Genomic DNA, 21,190 nt, shown 5'->3' with positions numbered 1-21,190 from the left:
GGCACTTAAGGCGGGAAGGGACGGCGCTGACGTAGCCTTGCAGCCATGAATACAGCCATCGATACCACTATCATCAGCGACCCACGGCGACAGGCGGCCTTGCTCTACTGGCAGGGCTTTTCAGTGCGTCAGATTGGGGAAATGCTGAACCAGAAAACGCCGACCGTGCAGAGCTGGAAACAGCGCGACGGCTGGGACGCTATCGCCCCGGTATCGCGTGTTGAAGCCAGTCTGGAAGCGCGGTTGATTCAGCTCATCATGAAGACCAAAAAGGAGGGACACGACTACAAAGAAATTGACCTGTTAGGCCGTCAGATTGAGCGCTTAGCGCGGGTGAACCGCTACAGCCAGACGGGCAATGAGGCGGATCTCAATCCCAACGTGCGCAACCGCAACAAGGGCGAACGTAAAACACCGGAAAAGAACCTGTTCAGCGACGCCGCGATTGAGAAGCTGAACGACATTTTCCTCAGTGAGATTTTTGACTACCAGCGCGGCTGGCATCAGGCCGGGCTACAGCACCGCATCCGCAATATCCTGAAATCGCGCCAGATTGGGGCAACCTTCTACTTTGCGCGTGAGGCGCTGATTGATGCGCTGACCACCGGGCGCAATCAGATTTTCCTGTCAGCCAGTAAGGCACAGGCGCATGTGTTTAAAAACTACATCATCGACTTTGCCCGACTGGTTGACGTTGACCTGAAAGGCGATCCGATGGTGTTACCCAACGGCGCGCGCCTGTTCTTTCTCGGCACCAATATTCGTACCGCGCAGAGCTACACCGGCAATCTGTATCTGGATGAATATTTCTGGATCCCCAAGTTTCAGGAACTGCGCAAGGTCGCCAGCGGCATGTCGTTGCACAAGAAATGGCGCTCAACCTATTTTTCCACCCCGTCGAGTCTGGCGCACAGTGCCTATCCGTTCTGGTCGGGTGAGCTGTTTAACAAAGGGCGCGGCAACAAGGATGATCACATCCATCTGGATTTAAGCCACGCCAACCTGTCCGGCGGTGTGCTGTGCGGCGATGGTCAATGGCGGCAGATTGTCACGGTGGAAGATGCGCTGGCCGGGGGCTGTAACCTGTTCGACCTTGACCAGCTCTCGCTGGAATACAGCCCGGCAGAGTATCAGAACCTGCTGATGTGTGAGTTTGTCGATGATAAGGCGTCGGTGTTCCCGTTTGAGGAGTTGCAGCGCTGCATGGTCGATGCGCTGGAAGAGTGGGAAGACTTTAACCCTTACGCGATGCGCCCGTTTGCCTATAAGCCGGTGTGGATTGGTTACGACCCGTCACACACCGGCGACAGCGCAGGCTGTGTGGTACTGGCACCGCCACAGGCACCGGGCGGCAAATTCCGCATTCTTGAGCGTTTCCAGTGGAAAGGCATGGATTTCGAGGCACAGGCCGACGCCATCAAGCTGCTGACGGAAAAATATATCGTCGAATACATCGGCATTGACGCAACCGGCATCGGCCAGGGTGTTTACCAGCTTGTGCGCGGCTTCTTCCCGGCGGCGCGTGAGATCAAATATTCCCCCGAAATCAAAACCGCCATGGTGCTGAAAGCCAAAAACACCATCACCAGCGGGCGGCTGGAGTATGACACCAGTCACACCGACATCACGCAGTCTTTTATGGCGATCCGCAAAACCATGACAGCCAGCGGCAACCGCACCACCTATGAAGCGAGCCGCAGCGAGGAAATCAGTCACGCCGATGTGGCATGGGCCACCATGCACGCGCTGTTAAACGAACCCCTGACCGCGATTAACGGTCATGTCCCAGTCAGCATTTTGGACTTTAACGAATGAAAAGAACCCGATTTACCCCCGGCCAGATAGACGACCTGCACGCGATGGTAACGCGCTTCACGTTCCCGTATCAGGCGGTATGGCAGCGCGTGGGGAAACTGAATGTTAACCGCACCATCACCAAGGCGCGCCAGATTGGCGCAACGGCGTTTTTTGCGCGGGAAGCGCTGCTGGATGCATTGACCACCGGGCGCAATCAGATTTTCTATGCACCGACGCGGGAACAGGCGCAAGTGGCCCGTGCTCACATGCAAGCGGCCGCGTGGCAAGTGGGAATGAACCTGTCAACCAATGCCGCCGGGCATGTGTTGTTGCACGATGCGCAGATTTCATTTCTAGGTGAGGGGAGCCTCTGCGCGGCCTATTCGGGCAATGTGTATGTTGATGAATTCCCGTGGTTTAAAAACCCGCGCACGGCATTATTGATTGCCAACTCCATGTCGATGCATAAGCAATACCGCCGGACGCTGTACGGATCTCCCTCTGATAACTACCTCGCCTTTCAGGTATGGCGCGGTGATTTTCAGCGGCGCACACATCCGCTGCCAGCCCTTTTCATGCCGGGCAGTTCGTTTGGTTCGGATGGTGTCTGGCGTCAGTCGCTGACGCTGGAACAGGCCATCGCGCAAGGCTGTCTCCTGCACGATCTCGAGGACATCAAACGGGAATGTACCCCGGAAGAATACCGGGTGCTATTTGGTTGCGACTGGTCGCAGGCCATCAACAATAAGGAGTCAGCCGCGTGAAAAAACGTAAGTTTCGCCAGTCAACAGCCGCACCAGTCAGCCCGGCACAGCCGATGCAGGCATTCACCTTCGGTGAGCCGTCCGCCGTTCTCGATCGCCGCGACATTCTGGACTATGCCGAGTGTATCCATAACGGTAAATGGATTGAGCCGCCGATCAGCTTTAGCGGTCTGGCGAAAAGCCTGCGCGCCGCAGTGCATCACAGCTCCCCCATTTACGTAAAACGTAACATTCTGGTGAGTACCTTTATCCCGCACCCGCTGTTAAGCCAGCAGGATTTTAGCCGCTTCGTGCTGGATTATCTGGTGTTTGGCAATGCCTTTCTGGAAAAGCGGTTGAACAGAACCGGCGGCATATTGCGGCTGGATTCCAGCCCGGCCAAGTACACCCGACGCGGGGTAGAAGATGCTGTTTATTGGTTCGTGCAGTCATTCAAGGAGCCGCACCGCTTTGAACCGGGCAGCGTGTTTCATCTGCTGGAGCCGGATATCAATCAGGAAATGTACGGTCTGCCGGAATATATCAGTTCGTTAAACTCGGCATGGCTGAACGAATCGGCGACGCTGTTCCGGCGCAAGTATTACCAGAACGGCGCGCACGCGGGTTACATCATGTATGTGACCGACGCGGCGCAAAGCGGCACCGACGTAGATAAGCTACGCGCCGCAATGAGCAATACGAAAGGGCTGGGAAATTTCAAGAACCTGTTTTTCTACGCGCCCAATGGAAAGCCGGACGGTATCAAAATCGTGCCGCTCAGCGAGGTAGCGACCAAAGATGATTTCTTTAACATCAAGAATGCCAGCCGTGACGACCTGCTCAGTGCGCACCGAGTGCCCCCTCAGATGATGGGGATTATCCCGAATAATACCGGGGGGTTTGGGGATGTAGAGAAAGCGAGTCAGGTGTTTGTCAGGAATGAACTGACGCCATTACAGGAACGAATCAAAGAGGTGAATGAGTGGGTCGGCATTGAGGTGATCACCTTTAAGCCCTATGCCCTGAAAGAAGAATAACCCCGCCACCGAGCCGCTGAGTCAGCGGCTTTTTTATACCCGCCTCAGACTTCACCAATCGCGTTTTGCGCGCATCATGGAACAACCGATCCGATACAGGGTAATCATCGCGGGAACCTCACAGCGGGGCGCAGAGGCGCGGGATGAATCACGCCTAAACGCCCTCGCGCGCAATGCTATCCCCGCCACGCCTGCCCGCTTTGTGTGTCGCTTTTCATGCACTCGCACGATCCGGCGCGATCCGCGCCAGCCGTGGCGCTAGCGGGGAAAAATTGACTGTAGATCGTCATGCAAAATCATGCGTGTTATGCATGCAACGCTAAAAGGTGGCATTCTCTAATCGTTTTTTTAAGTATTCCAGCAACGCCGACCTGTCACTAATCACTGGGTGCTCTCTGGTTTCTATTGTGCCACTCGCCAAATCTGAAATGATCGACATAGCTGTTTTCAGTTCGTCTACATCGCATTGAGCCACTAACGATATGTCGGCTATTAATTGAACCCGCGACAAAACGTCTTGTATTTGTTCCGTGTTTTCCAAGGGGGGCCACTTCCTTATCTATACTGTATGCGTATACAGTATTTTACAAATTGAGATTTTCGTCAATCACTTAGTGTGCCACTGGTGACTGATTGGCTACGCGTTCAGCACCATGAAACGGCATGACATGTCACTTAACATCTCATGCCGTGACATGTCACATAATTAACTTTAAGTCATGCCAGCCAAGAGTGTTCCAGCACTCGGACGCTCCCGACAGGCAACACTCAGCAACGGGCAATTTATCGCCGCATTTCTTGCAGTTACGCTTATTAAGTTCGGCAATTTGTTGCTGTAGGGCTGCATCATCTTGCCGAATTAACGTTGTCAGGTATTCGTCGATATCATACGGATCGCGCCCCGGACGACGCAGGACGCAGTTGCGCTTAAGCATCTCCAGCTCTTGCGCATCAACATGAATCTCTATTTTCACCACTCCAGCATCACGCTGACGTGCGCGCTGGGCGGCTTTACGGTCTGCGGGGGATTTAGGCATTTTCTTCACCATCTCAAAACAACGGCTTTCACGCCGTGGACATTGATGTGCTTCGCCTCATCGCATGAACCAACCGCCGCGTTGTATTCATTCTCTTCGTTGTCGCCCTGTTCATGGTCTTGCCATACAACCGGGGCGTTCTGGGGCATCTTCTTTAACTCTTTGATTAACTGCTTTACCGTCATACCCATTTTCTTCAATCTCCATCTGATTACTAAACCCCGGCCACTCATCAGTCACCGGGTATGAAATAAGTTCACCGTCAACCTTCATCTTCGCCCCGCGCGCCAGCGCTTCCAGTTCCCAGCGCTGAACGGTGATACCGCGCAGGGATAAATCACGCTGAATGCGGGGCATCCGTTCCCGCTCTTCACCCGTCAATCTGGCTGACGGTGCCGGATCGCGGAAGGTATTGGGGTCAAAATTACGTTGCTTATGGTTTTTCCTGATGGATTGTTCACGCAGACGCATTCCTAACGCCCTGACAGCCGCGTCGTCATTCCAGTCAATCGGTGGGTTATAGGTTTCTGATGTGGTCACTATGGCGTTGTTTTCGGCCTGATTTTTGACATTTGCACTCGACCGTTGAGAACGCAACCCACAGTTATTGACAGGACTCCGAGGCGCGCCGGAGGCGCTTTTTAAGGTCAACAGATCAACGTCAACGGCCTTAGAAACAATGCGCCATTCGGTTGTACGGGTTTCAAAAACATGACCTGCGCCCAGATGCGGGGCGAAAATCCCGACAACCTTTTGCACTTCCTCGTCATAGTCATTGAGCTTGTCCGAGACCCGGCGCGCAACACGCACCGTTTGCAGTTCGCGGGAAACATTCGCGCCGCCCTGTGCCGCCATGTATGCGTCAAATTTTCCCGCATCAGCGGCACAACGAACCGCCTCGACCTGTTCGTCAAACTGGTCAGTGAGATTCACGCTACGTAACGTGCCGCTGCGGCACTCACGATAAGCGCCCATAGTGGGAATACCGATGGGCTTGAATTGAGGGATACGCCACGTTGACGCCCACGCGGTGACGGCTGCGGCCATATCGCGCAGCGGCTTTCCGGTTTCATCGTCCAGTTGACCGTCCAGCGCATAGCCATCGATATTCTTGGCGATGTACTTAGCGATATAGCCAGCCGCACCGCCTTTATTGAGGTGCTTACATTCAAAGCGGTACTTTGCTGCGCCGCGCTCGTCGCCGTCTTCTTTCAGGGCATAGCGGCGCATGATATCGATCACCGACTGGCGCTGTGCACGCTTACAAAACAGCATCATATGCCAGTGGGGTGTCCCGTCGTGATGCGGCTCTACAACGCGCATGCCGTACACCTTGAGGTCGTTATCTTTAAACGCCGTGCGCATCTTTCCCCATATATTGACCAGATAGCGCTGGCCGTCTTTCGGCGTGAACGCCTCTTTGTCCCAATTCCGGTTAAACTGGACTTTCTCGCTATCTCCTTTGCCGATCACGCGGGTCGGGTGATACTTCGACGGCGTGGTGATGGTGAGAAACATTCCTACGTCGCGCTGATCACTGGCGTAACGCTCAATCCCGGCGATAGTGCTCATTAGCTCCTTGCGCCGAATTTCAGGGTTAGAAATGCTCGCCATCACCTTATCGATCAGGTCGATACGCTCGCCCGTTTCGACGTTCTCCAACTCGCAGTTTTTCAGGTAGTCCATATTGGCGAGGCGGCGCGCCTGAACATCACGGATTGCCATCTTGCTGGCGTAAGGTGAGGCACTTTTGCTGACCTGACCAACGGCAATCATCAGCGCTTCGCGCCAGCGTGTACGCTGTGCTTTAAGCTGCCGTGTCCACCACTCCTCATTCACCAAACGACGAATACTCGACAGTGCTTTGCGCATGTCCATCTGCCCTTTGCGGTATTTCTTCCAGAAAAGTGGGGTAATGTTGAATGCGCGCGCCATACTGGCGACATGACCGAAAAACTCGGCCTGTGCAGCATCAGTAAAGAGCACATCCTGCTTGCCATCGTGCTGCGCTATCAGCGCATCGCTGAGTTCTTCATAAGCAAAGAGTATCTGGCCGGAAATACGCGCAGCCATGCGGCCCAGCGCCTTGTCATTCATGCCGGGCAATGTTTGATAGGCGTCGGATTCCGACAGGAAACGCTCAGAGGCAGTGCGATTCATTGCATGGCGTGTATTGATTGCCTCAATACGCGGCCACATGCGCTGCATAAAGCTGTTGACAAGAAAACGATTGGCGCTTAGCTGGCCTTTATTCTTTTTGAGGTATACATAGCGGCTGAGACAGATTTCACGCAGGAAGCGCGGTTGCTGGTCAATCTTCGCTAAAACGGCTTGCCCCTGAGTCCATTCCTCACGGGTAAGCTGTCTTTCTTCCGGTACGATGGCCGGGCGTGGGGCGTTCCATGGGTAGGCCCATGATGTTGACTTAGTCGATGGGAAACTGGGGGCGACAGCCCCCCATTGGTGAGCAATCACTGATATGCCCCATGAATGCATTCAGAAGAAAGATCGATACGCTCAACAAGCTCAGTAGCCCGATACTGTTTGCCGGACTTCAACGTAACGAAAAACGTGTTAGTGTCTACGATAGAAGGAAAGAGAAACGCCACGTACTCCTCAGGCACTTGGATTCGCCGTTGTCCGCACACGAACGAAATAATCGTCACAGTCCACCTCGATAGTGCTTACCTTTCAACTCTTGGATGCTTTGGCAGGTAGCGCAGCGAGTCACGCCAACAATTGCCATGCGCCGCGCTTCGGGGATTGGCTGAGCACAGTCTTCACACTCAAAAGCCGAAACACCGCGCTGGGCGTTACGGGCATTGGCAATTTGGTGCTCTAACATTTCTTGCTGGCGCTGCTGCACCAGATCCATCAAATCCGGCATGGGTTATTCCTTGGTGTTGTTGAGTTGGTCAAATGCGCGTTGGCACATATCCGCAAAGCGCTGACTTTCAGCCAACAGTGTTTTGGTATCGGTGATATTTCCGCGCCAGATTTCAGTGCTGATTGAGCGGTGAATAAAATCGTTGATTAATTTGATGGGTGATTGATAAACGGCCATGGTTGAAAGGTAAGGTTGTGCGCCATCCTCCTTTTCACATTTGACTTCACCCAAGGCAAAGTCATAGCCAATTTTGGCAATGGCATAATTGCTATTAATATCGACGCGGTTATAAGCGGGATTATCCATCACATCACCGCCTTAATATCGATACTGGAGTGATTAAACGCGACGGACTCCTGACGGAGTAATTCGATAATTTCCACGCTGGATAAATCGTTGATGCTGGCCTCAGTTGCCAGCCTGTCTAGACGGGAAGAGAACGCGCAGTGCGCATCAGCTTTCGCCTGATTGCGCGCTTCATTGAGCATCAATTGAATGCTCTCGCTCTCTGCCCTTTGGCGAATTTCTTGCCCTACGGTTTTATACATATTCGGTAAACTCCAGATAAAAAGATACTCGACGCAGCAAAGCGCCTGAAAAATTAAAACGAGTTAGTTAATTCAGATAATCTTCGGGTTTAACGGCGGTCAGTATTTCCGGTGCATAGTTAAACAGGCTGACTAATTCATTAATGGCTTTGATAACTTTATCTCGCCATTGGCAGGACTCATCATCAATTCGCCAATAAGGCTGATTAAATTCAGCTTCTGATAGTCCCGCATGCATAAATAACGTGCGCCGCTCACTGAGGCTAAGCCAGCTCAAAAAAGTGGAGTGATTTACCCCTTGTTTGCGCAGACGGGAAAACGCGCTACGTAACTCATCCATTGCACAAACAATACGGCCCCGCGCCTCGGTGTCCATTTCCTCCAAACGGAAAACAGAATGGCGTTTCTTGAGCTGGGCATGAAAGCACAGCGTTAAACGGTAGCGCTCGCTCAGGTTGTTAAAGTAATCACAGGTCGCCTTCCAGCGGCTATCAGCAAAGTGTTTGCCGATCACGCTACGCAAGCCAACCGGAAGATTTTGCATACTGCTGACAGTAAAGGCGGTCATGCTTTCCCCCTGAGTGCTGATTTGATGAAACTGGCAACCCGATTAGTAAGGCTTACCGGACGAGTACGGATAATGATCCCCTTACGGCCTTTGCCGTGGGTGATGGTGAAATCAGGCCGTTGTTGCTCCTGTTGATACCAGAGGAACGGCGCGATTGAGATAGGTTTTTCCATTCGAATCACCCAATATTCAACGAGGCACCGATACCGCTAAGTGCATCGACGGTTGACGCTAACGCGGGGTTGGCCTGAATTCGAGTTTGCAAAGTCAAACCGACCAACGACAGATAACGCACACCGGCGTTAATGCTTTCAATAACGTTATTTCGTCGGGTCTGCGTCATACGCTCATGTGATACGCTCTCGGCAGCAACAGCACCGACGGCAGCGGTAGCCTGCAAAACATAGGTCGTCAAATGTTCTTCTTTTGCCTCATTCACAGGAACTGCCGGCAGGCACTTAAGCTGCGCTAACAGGCCGTCAATCAGCACAGAGTCCTCAGTAACATCGGTGAGAATTAACAGGTCGTCGCAGGTCAGCCGGTGCGGCTGTTCTGGGTTCAACTTGTTACGCAGCATCTGGTGGTTCATCCCTGCTCTTTTCGCTACTTCGGCCAGATTGTGCTTTGAGGCAAATGCTCGGCAGGCATCGCAAAAGTGCGGATGTTTAGCTATTTGGTAATCAAACATGGCTAGGATCTCTCAAAATTCGAATAATCGAATTCAGGGTTTGATATAGCGACACTTGATAGCATGTTGGCGGTTCTTCTCCCGCCAAGCTTCAAGATTGATTAATGGGTTGCCGTGTTTAGTCATGACGGTTTGCCCGATGACCTCCCCGGTTTGCTTGTCTTTCTTGGCACGCGTCACCGTGCTGGTCGGCGTAGGCGCTAGCAAAACAACGCCGTTAGCAATCCATTTTTCCAGCAATGAAGGGCTTAGGTTGTTGATTCGCGCGAACTCTTGTTTTGTCATCGTCGGTGCCATTTGCACCGATGCAACCAGCTCGATAGCGTCTTTGATAGCGCGATTGAACTCTGGAGCCAGTGCCTTCACTAGCTCCGCAACCAGTTCTGGACTGATTGCAGAATCAAATTGCGGGGATGCATTTGCAATCTCCTGAGACATAACGCAATATCTCCTGTTAATCGGGTTGTGTTCTACGGTGTTACATGTGGTGTGTAATCACTTTAGATCGCTTTATTTAACCTGTAAACCAAAATTAGCGATTTAGGTAAAACTTATGCGTCTTGAAAACGCTAATGCTAGCGATGTCCTAGACAGAATTCTTTCGGCCTATGGCTTCACAATGCAGAAAGACTTGAGCGAAAAACTCGGCATTGCAAAGAGCAATGTCGCAAGTTGGCTACAACGCGGACAAGTACCAGGTAACGTAATCGTACAATGCGCTCTTGATACCGGTGCTGATGTGAATTGGTTAGTGACAGGTGAATTCGAAAATTCGAATTTGAAAATTCGAGACGCAAGATTGAAAGGCAAGGCGCTGTACGATCAGATCCTCGCCTCCGGTGGAAAGGCTGTTCTGCGTAGAATGTTGGATGCTTATGGATTCAGCACACAAAAAGAACTGAGCGATTTACTCGGAATCTCAACTGCCACAATCAGCACTTGGGTGCGTCGTGACTTCTTCCCCGGTGATGTGGTCGTCGCGTGTGCGCTTGATACGGGTGTTTCTTTGGAATGGTTGGCTACTGGAAAAGGCACTGCCAGCCTCGATCACCATACATCGGCTGATATCACTGATTCGATTGTGATTGATAAAAAAATGCTTCTGGCTGGAAAATTGGAAGGGGGCATGTCGTGCTCTATCGATAAGTCATTTTTACCTCAAAACGTTAATTTAGAAAAACTGTGTTATGTGCAGTCTGGTAAAAATGGGTGGTTGGTAGAGATGGGTGAGTCTGAAATATCGAATGGAGTGTGGCTATTAGATATCGATGGTGTTTTAGATGTGTACTCAGTATCACGACGCCCCGGCAATAAGTTAAGAATTAGCGGTCATGATAGTGAATTTGATTGTGCCACTCATGAGGTTCAGGCTAAGGGATTAATTATCATGACGTCCAAAATAGAGATTTAAATACAGAGTAATTCAAGTGTGTTATTACAATGCTTATTTAATAACTGTTAGAAGTGATAATTCAATCGACAATGATTAATTTCCCAAATTTCTGGAGGACATATGTTTCAAAGTGAAATTAGAACTAGCCAAATAAATGACCTATTAGAAAAAGTACGCAATAAAAATTACAGCAAGTATTTATTAAAATTAATGATAGAAAAAGCGAGATCCATAAATAACAAAACCATTGACTTTGAATTTCCAGTAACAGCTATAGTTGGCCCTAATGGTGGAGGGAAATCAACCATTGCAGGTGCTGCTGCCATCTTATATAAAGATATTGCTCCTGCACAATTCTTTGCTAAGAGTGGTGCTTATGATTCCAGTATGCAAAACTGGAAGATTGAATACGAAGCCATAGACAAATCACAAAAAAACAATGATACATTAAGAAGAACTGCAAAATATCATAACTTAAAATGGGCAAGGAATACGCTAGATCGAAATGTTCTAATTTTTGGTGTAATCAGAACAGTTCCAGCAGCAGAAAGAAAGGAGTTGCGCCGTTGCGTGTCTAATAACTTTCACGTTTCTGCAGATAGAATTGAAAACCTTTCTGATATAGTCGCAAATTCAGTTTCATCCATTTTAGACAAAGATGTATCTGATTTTAAACACATGAAAATAGATTCACATGGTAATGTTACATTATTATCAGGTGTAAATTCACAAGGAGACTCATTCTCAGAATTTCACTTTGGTGCAGGTGAATCGAGTGTCATTCGCATGGTGTTAGGCCTAGAATCTGCTGAGGATAGTTCCTTAGTAATTATAGAAGAAATTGAAAATGGTCTACATCCAGTAGCTACAGTTAGAATGGTAGAGTATCTCATTGAATTAGCCGAAAGGAAAAAAATACAGACAATTTTTACAACCCACTCTAATGATGCCTTAGCACCACTACCAAGCAATGCAATTTGGGCATCGGTTAATGGTGAACTTTACAAAGGTAAATTGGATATAAAATCATTGAGAGCAATTAGCGGGCAGGTTAATTCTGATCTCGTCGTTTTTGTTGAAGATGAATTCGCAGAGATATGGGTAAGAACAATTTTTTCCTTCATTGAAGGTGTCGCTTTTGATGCAATTTCATTTCATCCAATGAAAGGAGATGGTACAGCTGTACGCGTCCATAAAAATCACAATGTTGATCCTAGTGTTACACAACGTTCAATTTGCATAATTGATGGTGACTCAGAACAATCTCATTCTGATGCGAATTTAATATTTAGATTACCCGGTGATTGCCCCGAGACTAAGGTTTACGATGATGTTTTAGGCAATATAGATAATATTTCAGGTGAATTAGCTGTTAGTTTATTAAAGCCTTATGAATATGAGTCAAAACTGAAAGACATTATGGAAAGTGTTAGAAATACCAATAGAGACCCTCATTTACTATATAGCCAGTTAGGTAAAAAAATTGGTTTCATATCCGAGGCAAGAGTTAAAGAAGCACTAATAACAATATGGTGCAGAATAAATCTAGATTATATTGAAATGTTGCATCAAAAAATAAGCGATCACTTGCCAAAAGAATCTGATGAAAGAGAAATAAAGCGCTGAATTATATCAATTGGTTGAGCATTATTTGAGATAAATTCGATTTCATTAGTATGCGCCGCCATTTCATCGCCACCAACACACCTAACTAATTGATTTTAAAAAGACCGATAAGTATTCGGTCTTTTTTTATATTTTAATTCACAGGCCATCTTTCAATCCTAAAAATGGAAATAACACCAGAACGTTTTAAACATGCTCATCTGTTAATATAAATAGAAACGCATTATCTAATTACGCTCGAATTTCATATTTCAATCCAGCCCGTTAGCCTTCATTGGCCCTCACCTATACTCGTTGATATTTATCCATAAAACGTCATCAATAAGTTGGAGAAAACATGAACGTTGCATATGAAGCGAAAGATATCAAAACAATATCATGGGGTAGTATCATTGCAGGTATAGTGACGGTTATGGCCATGTCTATATTATTGTCTACTCTGGGCAGCAGCTTAGGTTTTGCAATGGTCGAGCCGAAGTCTGACGATCCGGTAAATGGTGTGGGCATGGCTGTCGGTCTATGGACCGTGTTCTCTATTGTCATCAGTTTATTCGCAGGATCGTTTATTGCAGGTCGACTGGCAGGCTACGATGGCATGATTCACGGCTTTTTAAACTGGGCCAGTGCGTTGCTGGTTGCTTCCGTATTGGGTGCCATGCTGGTGAGTTCGTCAATAAAAACAGCAGGAAGTGCCTTAGGCTCAATCGCATCTGCGACAAGTTCGATGATTTCCAGTGGTGGCGAAGCACTGGGCCATGGGCTTTCTCGCGTAGGGGATGCGGGGCAAAATGGGTTTGAGGAGATCATGCTTGATACGCACCTCTCAAGCGATGGCTTACAGAATGAGGTAGAAAATGCGTTAGTTAAATCAGGTATCCCTACATTACAACCCGATTATCTCAAACGACAATTACAAGGCGCTAAACAGGATATTATGTTGGCTGCACGCCGCATGGCGGTGGGTACAGAGCCGGGTGAACAGGTTGCCGCCCAATTAACCGAGAAACTTGCGCAACGGAGTAAAACCATTGCAGCCAGTATTAATCGCGATGATATCAAGCGCGCGTTAGCGCAAAATACCGATCTGACACCCGTTGAGGCAGATCGGGCGGTCGAAAACATTATCAGTGCACGCGATCGTATGGTAAAAGAAGTCAACGAGCGCCTTAGCGAAGCACAGCAAAATATACAACAGGCTCAGCAGCGCTATGAGGATTGGAAAAAGCAAGCCATTGAACAGGCGGACCAGATGTCAAAAGCGGCGGCAAAAGCGGCGCTGTGGTCCTTTATCGCACTGCTGATCGGTGCCGTCATCAGTACCCTTGCGGGGGCCTGGGGCGCGAAAAGCAAGCGTCATGTGTAGTATGAGGCAAAAGGTGGTTGCGATGTTTAAACCCGGAGATATCGTTCAAAGCAAAACTGGCGGACCAAGAATGCGGGTGCTTAGCGTAGAGAACGACAAGCTTTACTGTGCGAGAATTGACGATCCTATTGAGAAAGAGATAGAAATCAGCGTTGATAGCGTCTCGCTTTACCGCGAGGAAGGCAATTTCGGCGTGTGTTAATGCACATACCCTTCAGGCCAGGCCTGAAGGGTATGTAATAAAGCATTACTGCTGGGTCGGTGCACTCGTCATTTTCTTCAGGTCTTGATCGATAAAGAACAGACCCCCTTGCGCAGTACTTACCAATGCCAGTTTGTCGAGAATGGACTTGAACAATTTCTCTTCTTCATGCTGCTCAGCAACATACCATTGCAAGAAATTGAACGTTGAATAATCCTGCTGCGTCATTGCCGCATGAGCCAATTCATTGATTTTGCGCGTAATTAATTGCTCATGCTCATAGGTTTGCTCAAACACGTCAGCCAGTGACGCAAAATCAACCGGCGGCGCAGCGATGGCCCCCAGTATTGGCATACTGCCGGTATCATCCAGATAGTTGAAGAGGCGTTGCATATGCTCCATCTCTTCTTGGGAATGTGTTTTCAGGAATGCTGACGCACCTTCAAAACCTTTATCGCCACACCATGCGCTCATTTGCAGATATAAATTAGCAGAATAGAATTCCAGGTTTAGCTGATCGTTTAGTTGTTGAATCATCTCTTTTTTAAGCATCTTTCATTCCCTCTGATTGGCAGGTGAGTCAATTTTTTCCATTATGCCTTGCTGTTAAAAAATAAAAAACATTTTATTATCAATATAATTAACATTAAAAATAAATCATTATTAATCATCAACATAAAATAATTGATAACGATTTTCAATTTCATGAAATCGTTATTTTACGCATCTATTTGAGAATGGTTTTTATTTCATTTCAACGTACTTTCGGACATTTATAAAAACCGCCACTTAAATTTAATAATCTAAAAAATAATCATTCTTTTTTAGAAACGGGTCATGAAGCAATACCCGCGTATGCCCGCCAGGCAAAAAAATGCTATCATGCGCGCTCACTGACGGCCCTGAGGATAAGAACAATGACGTATAATCTGGCTAACCTTTCTGCGCAAGAGATGGATAAAGTGAATGTTGATCTCGCAGCCTCTGGCGTGGCGTTCAAGGAGCGGTACAACATGCCCGTCATTCCAGAAGTGGTTGAAAGAGAGCAACCGGAGCATCTGCGTGACTATTTTCGTGAACGCATCGCGTTCTACCGCCAACGTTCGTTGCAGTTCTCCCGCCTCCCCTACGAACCCAAGGCAAAATAGCCTGAAATTTGCTGTCCAAAGCACTTTTTCGCTTGCATGTTACGTCTAACAGGCGGTTAATGGTGAAGCAAACCACCTTTTACCGAGAGAGGCAAATCAAATGAGTAAAGGCATGGACAGCAAGAAGAACAGCAAGAAAAAACCGGCAAAGACCGCAGCAGAAAAACGGGCGGATAAACGGTCTAAACGCGCTCAGCAAACCGATACGGTGAGCTGATGCCTTAGCACGCTGAACGGGTAATCCCGCACTCAGCGGGATTACTCCAGTCACTAACCCTTTATTTTTACTTCTCTTCAACCATTAGCAAAAATGCGTATTCCAGCGCAATGTCTTCGTATTGTTTGAAGCGCCCCGATTTCCCCCCGTGCCCGGCGTCCATATCGGTTAACAACAGCAACAGGTTGTCGTCAGTTTTCAGCTCACGCAATTTGGCCACCCATTTGGCGGGCTCCCAATACTGAACTTGCGAGTCGTGCAGCCCGGTGGTAATCAACAGGTGCGGGTAGGCTTGAGCACTGACATTGTCGTAAGGGCTGTAACTTTTGATGTAGTCATAATAATGCGACTCACCGGGGTTCCCCCACTCGTCATATTCCCCGGTCGTCAAAGGAATTGACTCATCAAGCATGGTAGTCAGCACATCGACAAACGGCACCTGTGCCACCACACCTTTAAACAGCTCAGGGGCCAGATTAATCACCGTCCCCATCAACAAGCCCCCGGCACTGCCGCCCATGGCATAAAGCTGCTTTTCATTACCATATCCCTGTGCCACCAATGCACGGGAGATATCAATAAAATCAGTAAAGGAGTGCATTTTATTGAGCAGGCGGCCATCGTCGTACCATTGCTGCCCCAACTCCCCGCCACCGCGAATGTGGGTTAACGCAAACACAAACCCTCGGTCGAGCAGGCTAAGGCGACTCACGCTAAAATCCGGTTCCATGCTGCTACCGTAGGCACCGTAGCCGTACACCAGTAACGGATTATTGCCGGGTTGGTAACGGTCACGGCGATACACCAGCGACACCGGTACTTCAACGCCATCGCGCACAGTGATCCACAGACGTTCGCTGCAATAATCCGAAGCGGAGAAGTGTTTGACCTCAGCCTGTTTGAGCAGGCGCTGTTCACCGCTGTCCAGATTAATCTCGTACAGCGAGGTTGGCGTGGTCATGGATGAATAACCAAAACGCAGCAACGACGTTTCAGGCGTAGGATTATAAGCGAGCCAGGTGACATAGCTGGGATCGTTAAAGCTGATGTTCTTTTCGGCACCGGTCTGCCAATGCACCTGACGCAGAGAGGTCAAGCCTTTCTCCCGCTCCTCCAGCACCAGCCAATCGCGGAACAGCTCAAAGCTTTCCAGCACGCGACTGCTATGCGGCGCGATAAGCGTTTCCAACGCGGACTCATCCCAGTCGACAGTGCGATACAGGCCGAAGTTTTTGCCCTCACGGTTCGAACGCAGATAGAACGCGCCCTGATAGTGGTCCACGCCATACTCATGATCTTTGCGGCGCGCAATAAACACCTGAGGCACCGCGTTACTGTCGTGCGCATCCAGCAAGCGAACTTCAGTGCTGGTGGTACTGCTCAAATAGATAACGATATACGCTTCAGAGGTAGTTTCACCCAGACTGACATAATAGGTATCGTCATGCTCTTCATAGACGAGCCGATCCTGGCTGACATCATCACCGAGGCGGTGCATAAATACCTGATAGGGAAGCAGCGTCTGCGGGTGCTTGCGCACGTAGTAAATCGCGGTGGCATCAGCATTCCACTGCATGTTCGCTGAGACGTGCTCAATGACGTCCGGCAACCACGCTCCACTCTCGAGATTACGAAACCGGATGTCATACTGCCGGCGAGAAACTTTATCCTCTGCCAGCGCCAGCAGACGGTTGTCCGGGCTGACGGACAGCGCCCCCAACTGATAGAACTCACTGTCGGCGGCACGCTCATTCTCATCCAGCAGCAGTTGCCACTGCTCGGTTTCCGACGCAGGTTGCCGCACATAGAGCGCGTACTCTTTACCCTCTTCGTAGCGCGTCTGATAGCGATAGCCACGCTTCACATAAGGCACCGACGCATCCTGCGCCGGGATCCTCGCGACCATCTCCTGATACAGCGTTTCTTTCACCGCATCACAGGGTTGCATATGCGAAACGCAATAGGCGTTTTCTGCTTGCAGATACGACAATACGGCCGGATCTTCCCGCACGTCGTCACGTAGCCAGTAGTAATTATCAATGCGGGTATCACCGTGGATCGTGAGGGGGTACGGACGTTTTTCTGCCTGAGGTGCTTTCATTGCGTGCCATCCTGTTTTCTGGAAAGAAAATCGTGGCACGATTCTCAGAGAAAGCCAAGCGGCGCTGTTGGTATATAGGGTCCGTTGCCGCTGATATCCTTGTCACGGATGCGTGCGCAATCGTTTTCCTTTATACTGCGCGCCATGTCAATACAGAGCGGGAAAGCATCATGTTAACGGTTGGAACAGCGCTACGTGCAGGCGCGACACGCGTCATGTTATTAGGTTGCGGAGAACTGGGTAAAGAAGTGGCGATAGAATGCCAAAGGCTGGGCGTTGAAGTGATCGGTGTCGATCGCTATGCCGATGCGCCTGCCATGCATATCGCTCACCGCAGCCACGTTATTAATATGCTGGATGGTGCAGCGTTGCGTGCCGTTATCGAACTTGAACGTCCCGATTACATTGTGCCGGAAATTGAAGCCATTGCCACCGACATGCTGGAGACGTTAGAGCAGGAAGGCCACCATGTGGTGCCCTGTGCCAAGGCCACACGTCTGACCATGAACCGCGAGGGCATTCGTCGTCTGGCGGCGGAAACGCTGAATTTACCCACCTCTTCCTACCGTTTTGCGGCCAGCGAAGAGGCGTTTCAACAGGCCATTACTGAAATCGGTTATCCCTGTATCGTCAAGCCAGTCATGAGTTCATCAGGTAAAGGGCAAAGTTTGATCCGCCGTGAAGAACAACGGGATCAGGCCTGGAAATACGCCCAAGAAGGTGGGCGCGCGGGCGGCGGTAAGGTGATTGTGGAAGGTCTGGTCAACTTTGATTTCGAAATCACGTTATTAACGGTCAGCGCCAGTGACGGCATCCACTTCTGCGCCCCCATCGGCCACCGTCAAGAGGACGGCGACTATCGCGAGTCATGGCAGCCGCAGCAGATGAGCGAACTGGCTCTGGCGCGTGCGCAGCAGATCGCCCGCGATGTGGTCAGTGCGTTGGGGGGCTATGGGCTGTTTGGCGTTGAGCTGTTTGTGTGCGGCGATGAGGTGATCTTCAGTGAAGTGTCACCGCGCCCGCATGATACCGGCATGGTCACGCTGATCTCACAAGATCTTTCCGAGTTTGCTCTTCACGTGCGCGCTTTCCTGGGACTGCCCATCGGCGCAGTACGCCAATATGGCCCTGCCGCCTCTGCCGTTATTTTGCCTGAATTGGTGAGTGACAACGTCAGCTACAGTGGATTAGAAAATGCCCTGCGTCCCGGTACGCAAATTCGTTTGTTTGCCAAACCCGATATCGCGGGTAAGCGCCGAATGGGCGTGGCACTGGCCGTGGCTGATAACATCGAGGCCGCAGTAGAGCTGGCCGTCTCTGTCGCCAGTGCAGTAAAAGTGACTGGATAACCGTTTCCTGACGCAAAAAAAAGCCACGCAATGCGTGGCTTTTTTGTCGTAACGTCGCCTTACGCTGTAGCGCCAGCAACTGCTTCACGCGCCAGTTCGGTAATGCGCGCGTAGTCGCCGCTTTCCAGTGCATCGTTCGGCACCAGCCAGGAGCCGCCCACGCACAGCACGCTTTTCAGTGCCAGATAGTCACGGTAGTTTTTCAGTGAAATACCGCCAGTCGGGCAGAAACGGATCTGGGAGAACGGACCCGCAATCGCTTGCAGTGCTTTTACACCACCGTTCGCTTCCGCCGGGAAGAATTTGAACTCACGCAAGCCGTAGTCCATACCCAACATCAGTTCAGAAACGGTGCTGATACCCGGAATCAACGCAATCGGGCCTTCCACGGCAGCTTTCAGCAACGGCTCAGTCAAGCCGGGGCTGATGGCGAACTGTGCGCCAGCAGCAATCACGTCAGCCAGTTGCTGCGGATTGGTTACTGTGCCAGCACCGACAATCGCGTCAGGTACTTCGTTGGCAATGGCACGGATCGCCTCTACTGCGCAGTCGGTACGCAACGTGACTTCCAGAACGCGAACGCCACCCGCTACCAGGGCTTTCGCCATCGGTACTGCGTGCTCCAGTTTGTTTACTACAATCACTGGAACCACAGGACCTGTGGTCAAAATTTGCTCTGCGCTCGTTTTCCAGTTTTTCATTCGTCATCATCTCCTGTCATGCCCGGAGGCATCATTAGTCATATAGCGCGCCCCTGCCACAGGGATCTGCCCAAAGCAGACGTCCGACCGCACCGAGTTTTAGCCAAACATTACAAACAAAAATTCAATCGATTACCGGGCACTGCCGCACGCTGTACGCACAGCAGAAGCCCATCGCTTATTCCACTTCGTTCCAGGAACGTCCATCACGGGTGATCATGGCGACAGACGCCACCGGCCCCCAGGTGCCTGCCTGATACGGCTTCGGCGCATCATTATCCATCGCCCAGGCTTCCATGATGGAGTCCACCCATTTCCAGGCCTCTTCCGTCTCATCACGACGCACAAACAGAGCCTGAATACCGCGCATGGTTTCCAGCAACAGACGTTCGTAGGCATCCGCCAAGTGCTGCTGATTAAAGGTTTCAGAGAAACTCAAGTCCAGCTTCACAGTTTGCAGGCGGTGTTTATGCTCCAACCCTGGAATTTTGTTCAAAATCTGAATTTCAACGCCTTCATCGGGCTGCAAACGGATGATCAATTTATTCTGCGGCAGTTGCTGGTAAGAATCGTGGAACAGGTTCAGCGCCGGGTTTTTGAAATAGACCACCACTTCCGAACACTTGGTGGGCAAACGCTTGCCGGTACGCAGATAGAACGGCACACCCGCCCAGCGCCAGTCGTCAATATCGACGCGGATCGCCACAAATGTCTCCGTGTTGCTGCTTTTATTGGCCCCCTCTTCTTCCAGGTAACCCGGTACTTTATGACCCTGAACAAAACCAGCGGTATACTGGCCGCGCACCGTGGTTTCGTGCACGTTGGAACGGTCGATGCGGCGCAATGAACGCAACACTTTCACTTTTTCGTCACGGATCCGGTCGGTGCTCAGATCCGACGGCGGGGACATGGCGATCATGGTCAGGATCTGTAGCAGATGGTTCTGGATCATGTCGCGCATCTGTCCAGCCTGGTCGAAATAGCCCCAGCGACCTTCAATGCCAACCTCTTCCGCTACGGTGATCTGCACATGGTCGATGGTGCGGTGATCCCAGTTGGCAGAAAACAGCGAGTTGGCAAAACGCAGCGCCAGCAGGTTGAGTACCGTCTCTTTACCCAGATAATGGTCGATGCGGTACACCTGACACTCGTCGAAATATTCGGCGACCTGATTGTTGATCTCGCGAGAAGACGCCAGATCCGAACCCAGCGGCTTTTCCATCACCACGCGCGACGGCGACTTGTTAAGCCCCGCTTCACCCAGTCCACGACAAATTGCACCGAAGGTGCTGGGCGGCATGGCGAAATAGTTAATGGTGGTGCGGTTCTTTTGATCGAGCATTTTGCCGAGACGTTTGAAACCGGCAGTATCCTGGACATCGAGATTGCAAAAATCCAGCCGACCACTCAGCGTTTGCCACAACCCGTCATCGATGGACTCCTTCATGAAGGTGTCCAGTGCTTCGCGGACTACGCTGACATATTTTTCCTTATCCCACTCAGCACGACCCACGCCGATGATGCGCGTGTCCGGATGAATGTGACCGGCTTTTTCCAATTGATACAGAGACGGCAGCAATTTTCGGCGCGCCAAATCGCCTTTCGCACCGAAAATAACCAGATCACACGCCTGGGCTGTTGAAGTTACCGCCATGTTCATCTCCTCGTTGCAGGATGCTGTAATTTTATTACAGCAATAATGTACTCTTTTTGACTAGGACCCGTAAACCCGTCAATAAATGTCATTAAGTTTCACAATGTGCATCACGTAATGATGAAAAAAAC

General features: G+C 50.2%; 22 protein-coding genes. 9 read left to right on the top strand and 13 right to left on the bottom strand.

The genetic code is table 11. The annotated features are described in order from the left end of the window. The first annotated feature begins 45 nt into the window (after positions 1-45). Genes J5224_RS08615 through J5224_RS08605 form a run of 3 tightly spaced genes read left to right on the top strand, consistent with a single transcriptional unit; the run spans position 46 to position 3,577 of the window. The gene (locus J5224_RS08615; protein WP_264624972.1) at positions 46-1,815 is read left to right on the top strand and encodes a terminase ATPase subunit family protein; all 1,770 of its coding nucleotides are present in this window, start codon (positions 46-48) and stop codon (positions 1,813-1,815) included. Beyond that, a complete protein-coding gene (locus J5224_RS08610; RefSeq protein ID WP_264624971.1) occupies positions 1,812-2,561 on the top strand; it encodes a terminase large subunit domain-containing protein in 750 nt (249 codons plus the stop codon). Before J5224_RS08615 ends, J5224_RS08610 begins: the two co-directional genes overlap by 4 nt. Beyond that, the gene (locus tag J5224_RS08605) at positions 2,558-3,577 is read left to right on the top strand and encodes a phage portal protein (protein ID WP_264624970.1); all 1,020 of its coding nucleotides are present in this window, start codon (positions 2,558-2,560) and stop codon (positions 3,575-3,577) included. Before J5224_RS08610 ends, J5224_RS08605 begins: the two co-directional genes overlap by 4 nt. A gap of 698 nt (positions 3,578-4,275) precedes the next feature. On the opposite strand, the gene J5224_RS08600 is transcribed toward J5224_RS08605, so the two are convergent. From J5224_RS08600 to J5224_RS08560, 9 genes are all read right to left on the bottom strand, one after another. Next, positions 4,276-4,614, bottom strand: a complete 339-nt coding sequence (locus tag J5224_RS08600) for a hypothetical protein (RefSeq protein WP_264624969.1) — start codon at positions 4,612-4,614, stop codon at positions 4,276-4,278. A 111-nt stretch (positions 4,615-4,725) separates the two neighbouring features. Then, the gene (locus J5224_RS08595; protein WP_413544656.1) at positions 4,726-7,110 is read right to left on the bottom strand and encodes a replication endonuclease; all 2,385 of its coding nucleotides are present in this window, start codon (positions 7,108-7,110) and stop codon (positions 4,726-4,728) included. A gap of 166 nt (positions 7,111-7,276) precedes the next feature. Further along, the gene (locus J5224_RS08590) at positions 7,277-7,501 is read right to left on the bottom strand and encodes a TraR/DksA family transcriptional regulator (protein WP_264624968.1); all 225 of its coding nucleotides are present in this window, start codon (positions 7,499-7,501) and stop codon (positions 7,277-7,279) included. A gap of 3 nt (positions 7,502-7,504) precedes the next feature. Continuing rightward, positions 7,505-7,807, bottom strand: a complete 303-nt coding sequence (locus J5224_RS08585) for a DUF5405 family protein (RefSeq protein ID WP_264625035.1) — start codon at positions 7,805-7,807, stop codon at positions 7,505-7,507. Beyond that, complete coding sequence (locus J5224_RS08580; protein ID WP_264624967.1) at positions 7,807-8,049, bottom strand: DUF2732 domain-containing protein; 243 nt, start codon at positions 8,047-8,049, stop codon at positions 7,807-7,809. The genes J5224_RS08585 and J5224_RS08580 overlap by 1 nt, the downstream gene beginning before the upstream one ends. A gap of 67 nt (positions 8,050-8,116) precedes the next feature. Beyond that, positions 8,117-8,617 (bottom strand): replication protein B, encoded by a 501-nt coding sequence (locus tag J5224_RS08575; protein ID WP_264624966.1) that lies wholly within the window; start codon positions 8,615-8,617, stop codon positions 8,117-8,119. Next, positions 8,614-8,790 carry a hypothetical protein gene (locus J5224_RS08570; RefSeq protein WP_264624965.1) on the bottom strand — a complete coding sequence of 59 codons (177 nt, stop codon included), beginning with the start codon at positions 8,788-8,790 and terminating at the stop codon, positions 8,614-8,616. Before J5224_RS08570 ends, J5224_RS08575 begins: the two co-directional genes overlap by 4 nt. Positions 8,791-8,795: 5 nt before the next feature. Further along, entirely contained in the window at positions 8,796-9,305 is a 510-nt protein-coding gene (locus J5224_RS08565; RefSeq protein WP_264624964.1) for a phage regulatory CII family protein, read from the bottom strand. A gap of 33 nt (positions 9,306-9,338) precedes the next feature. Further along, a complete protein-coding gene (locus J5224_RS08560; RefSeq protein ID WP_264624963.1) occupies positions 9,339-9,743 on the bottom strand; it encodes a hypothetical protein in 405 nt (134 codons plus the stop codon). Positions 9,744-9,858: 115 nt separating this feature from the next. On the opposite strand from J5224_RS08560, the gene J5224_RS08555 reads away from it, so the two are divergent. The 4 genes from J5224_RS08555 to J5224_RS08540 all read left to right on the top strand — a co-directional run bounded on the left by J5224_RS08555 (position 9,859) and on the right by J5224_RS08540 (position 13,889). Further along, positions 9,859-10,716, top strand: coding sequence for a phage repressor protein CI (locus tag J5224_RS08555; protein ID WP_264624962.1), 858 nt, complete (start codon positions 9,859-9,861; stop codon positions 10,714-10,716). Positions 10,717-10,818: 102 nt separating this feature from the next. Then, positions 10,819-12,324, top strand: coding sequence for an ATP-dependent nuclease (locus J5224_RS08550; protein ID WP_264624961.1), 1,506 nt, complete (start codon positions 10,819-10,821; stop codon positions 12,322-12,324). Positions 12,325-12,742: 418 nt separating this feature from the next. Further along, positions 12,743-13,687, top strand: a complete 945-nt coding sequence (locus J5224_RS08545) for a CAP-Gly protein (protein WP_264624960.1) — start codon at positions 12,743-12,745, stop codon at positions 13,685-13,687. Positions 13,688-13,709: 22 nt separating this feature from the next. Next, entirely contained in the window at positions 13,710-13,889 is a 180-nt protein-coding gene (locus J5224_RS08540; protein ID WP_264624959.1) for a DUF2158 domain-containing protein, read from the top strand. Positions 13,890-13,934: 45 nt separating this feature from the next. On the opposite strand, the gene ftnA is transcribed toward J5224_RS08540, so the two are convergent. Continuing rightward, positions 13,935-14,441 (bottom strand): non-heme ferritin, encoded by a 507-nt coding sequence (gene ftnA / locus J5224_RS08535; protein ID WP_264624958.1) that lies wholly within the window; start codon positions 14,439-14,441, stop codon positions 13,935-13,937. A gap of 365 nt (positions 14,442-14,806) precedes the next feature. On the opposite strand from ftnA, the gene J5224_RS08530 reads away from it, so the two are divergent. Further along, entirely contained in the window at positions 14,807-15,037 is a 231-nt protein-coding gene (locus tag J5224_RS08530; protein ID WP_264624957.1) for a DNA polymerase III subunit theta, read from the top strand. Positions 15,038-15,321: 284 nt separating this feature from the next. Here the strand turns inward: J5224_RS08530 and J5224_RS08525 are convergent, their stop codons facing one another. Beyond that, positions 15,322-17,355, bottom strand: a complete 2,034-nt coding sequence (locus J5224_RS08525) for a S9 family peptidase (protein ID WP_264624956.1) — start codon at positions 17,353-17,355, stop codon at positions 15,322-15,324. A 170-nt stretch (positions 17,356-17,525) separates the two neighbouring features. Between J5224_RS08525 and purT the strand changes: the two genes are divergently transcribed. Continuing rightward, on the top strand, positions 17,526-18,704 hold the full coding sequence (gene purT, locus J5224_RS08520) for a formate-dependent phosphoribosylglycinamide formyltransferase (protein WP_264624955.1): 1,179 nt from the start codon (positions 17,526-17,528) through the stop codon (positions 18,702-18,704). Between the two features lie 59 nt (positions 18,705-18,763). Here purT and J5224_RS08515 read toward each other — a convergent pair whose 3' ends face one another. Together J5224_RS08515 and zwf are read right to left on the bottom strand one after the other, a co-directional pair. Next, a complete protein-coding gene (locus tag J5224_RS08515) occupies positions 18,764-19,405 on the bottom strand; it encodes a bifunctional 4-hydroxy-2-oxoglutarate aldolase/2-dehydro-3-deoxy-phosphogluconate aldolase (RefSeq protein ID WP_264624954.1) in 642 nt (213 codons plus the stop codon). Positions 19,406-19,583: 178 nt separating this feature from the next. Continuing rightward, complete coding sequence (gene zwf, locus J5224_RS08510) at positions 19,584-21,059, bottom strand: glucose-6-phosphate dehydrogenase (RefSeq protein WP_264624953.1); 1,476 nt, start codon at positions 21,057-21,059, stop codon at positions 19,584-19,586. Positions 21,060-21,190: the final 131 nt, after the last annotated feature.

This window comes from Candidatus Symbiopectobacterium sp. NZEC135, assembly GCF_025962695.1.
This window is presented reverse-complemented; position numbering and strand designations above follow the sequence as displayed.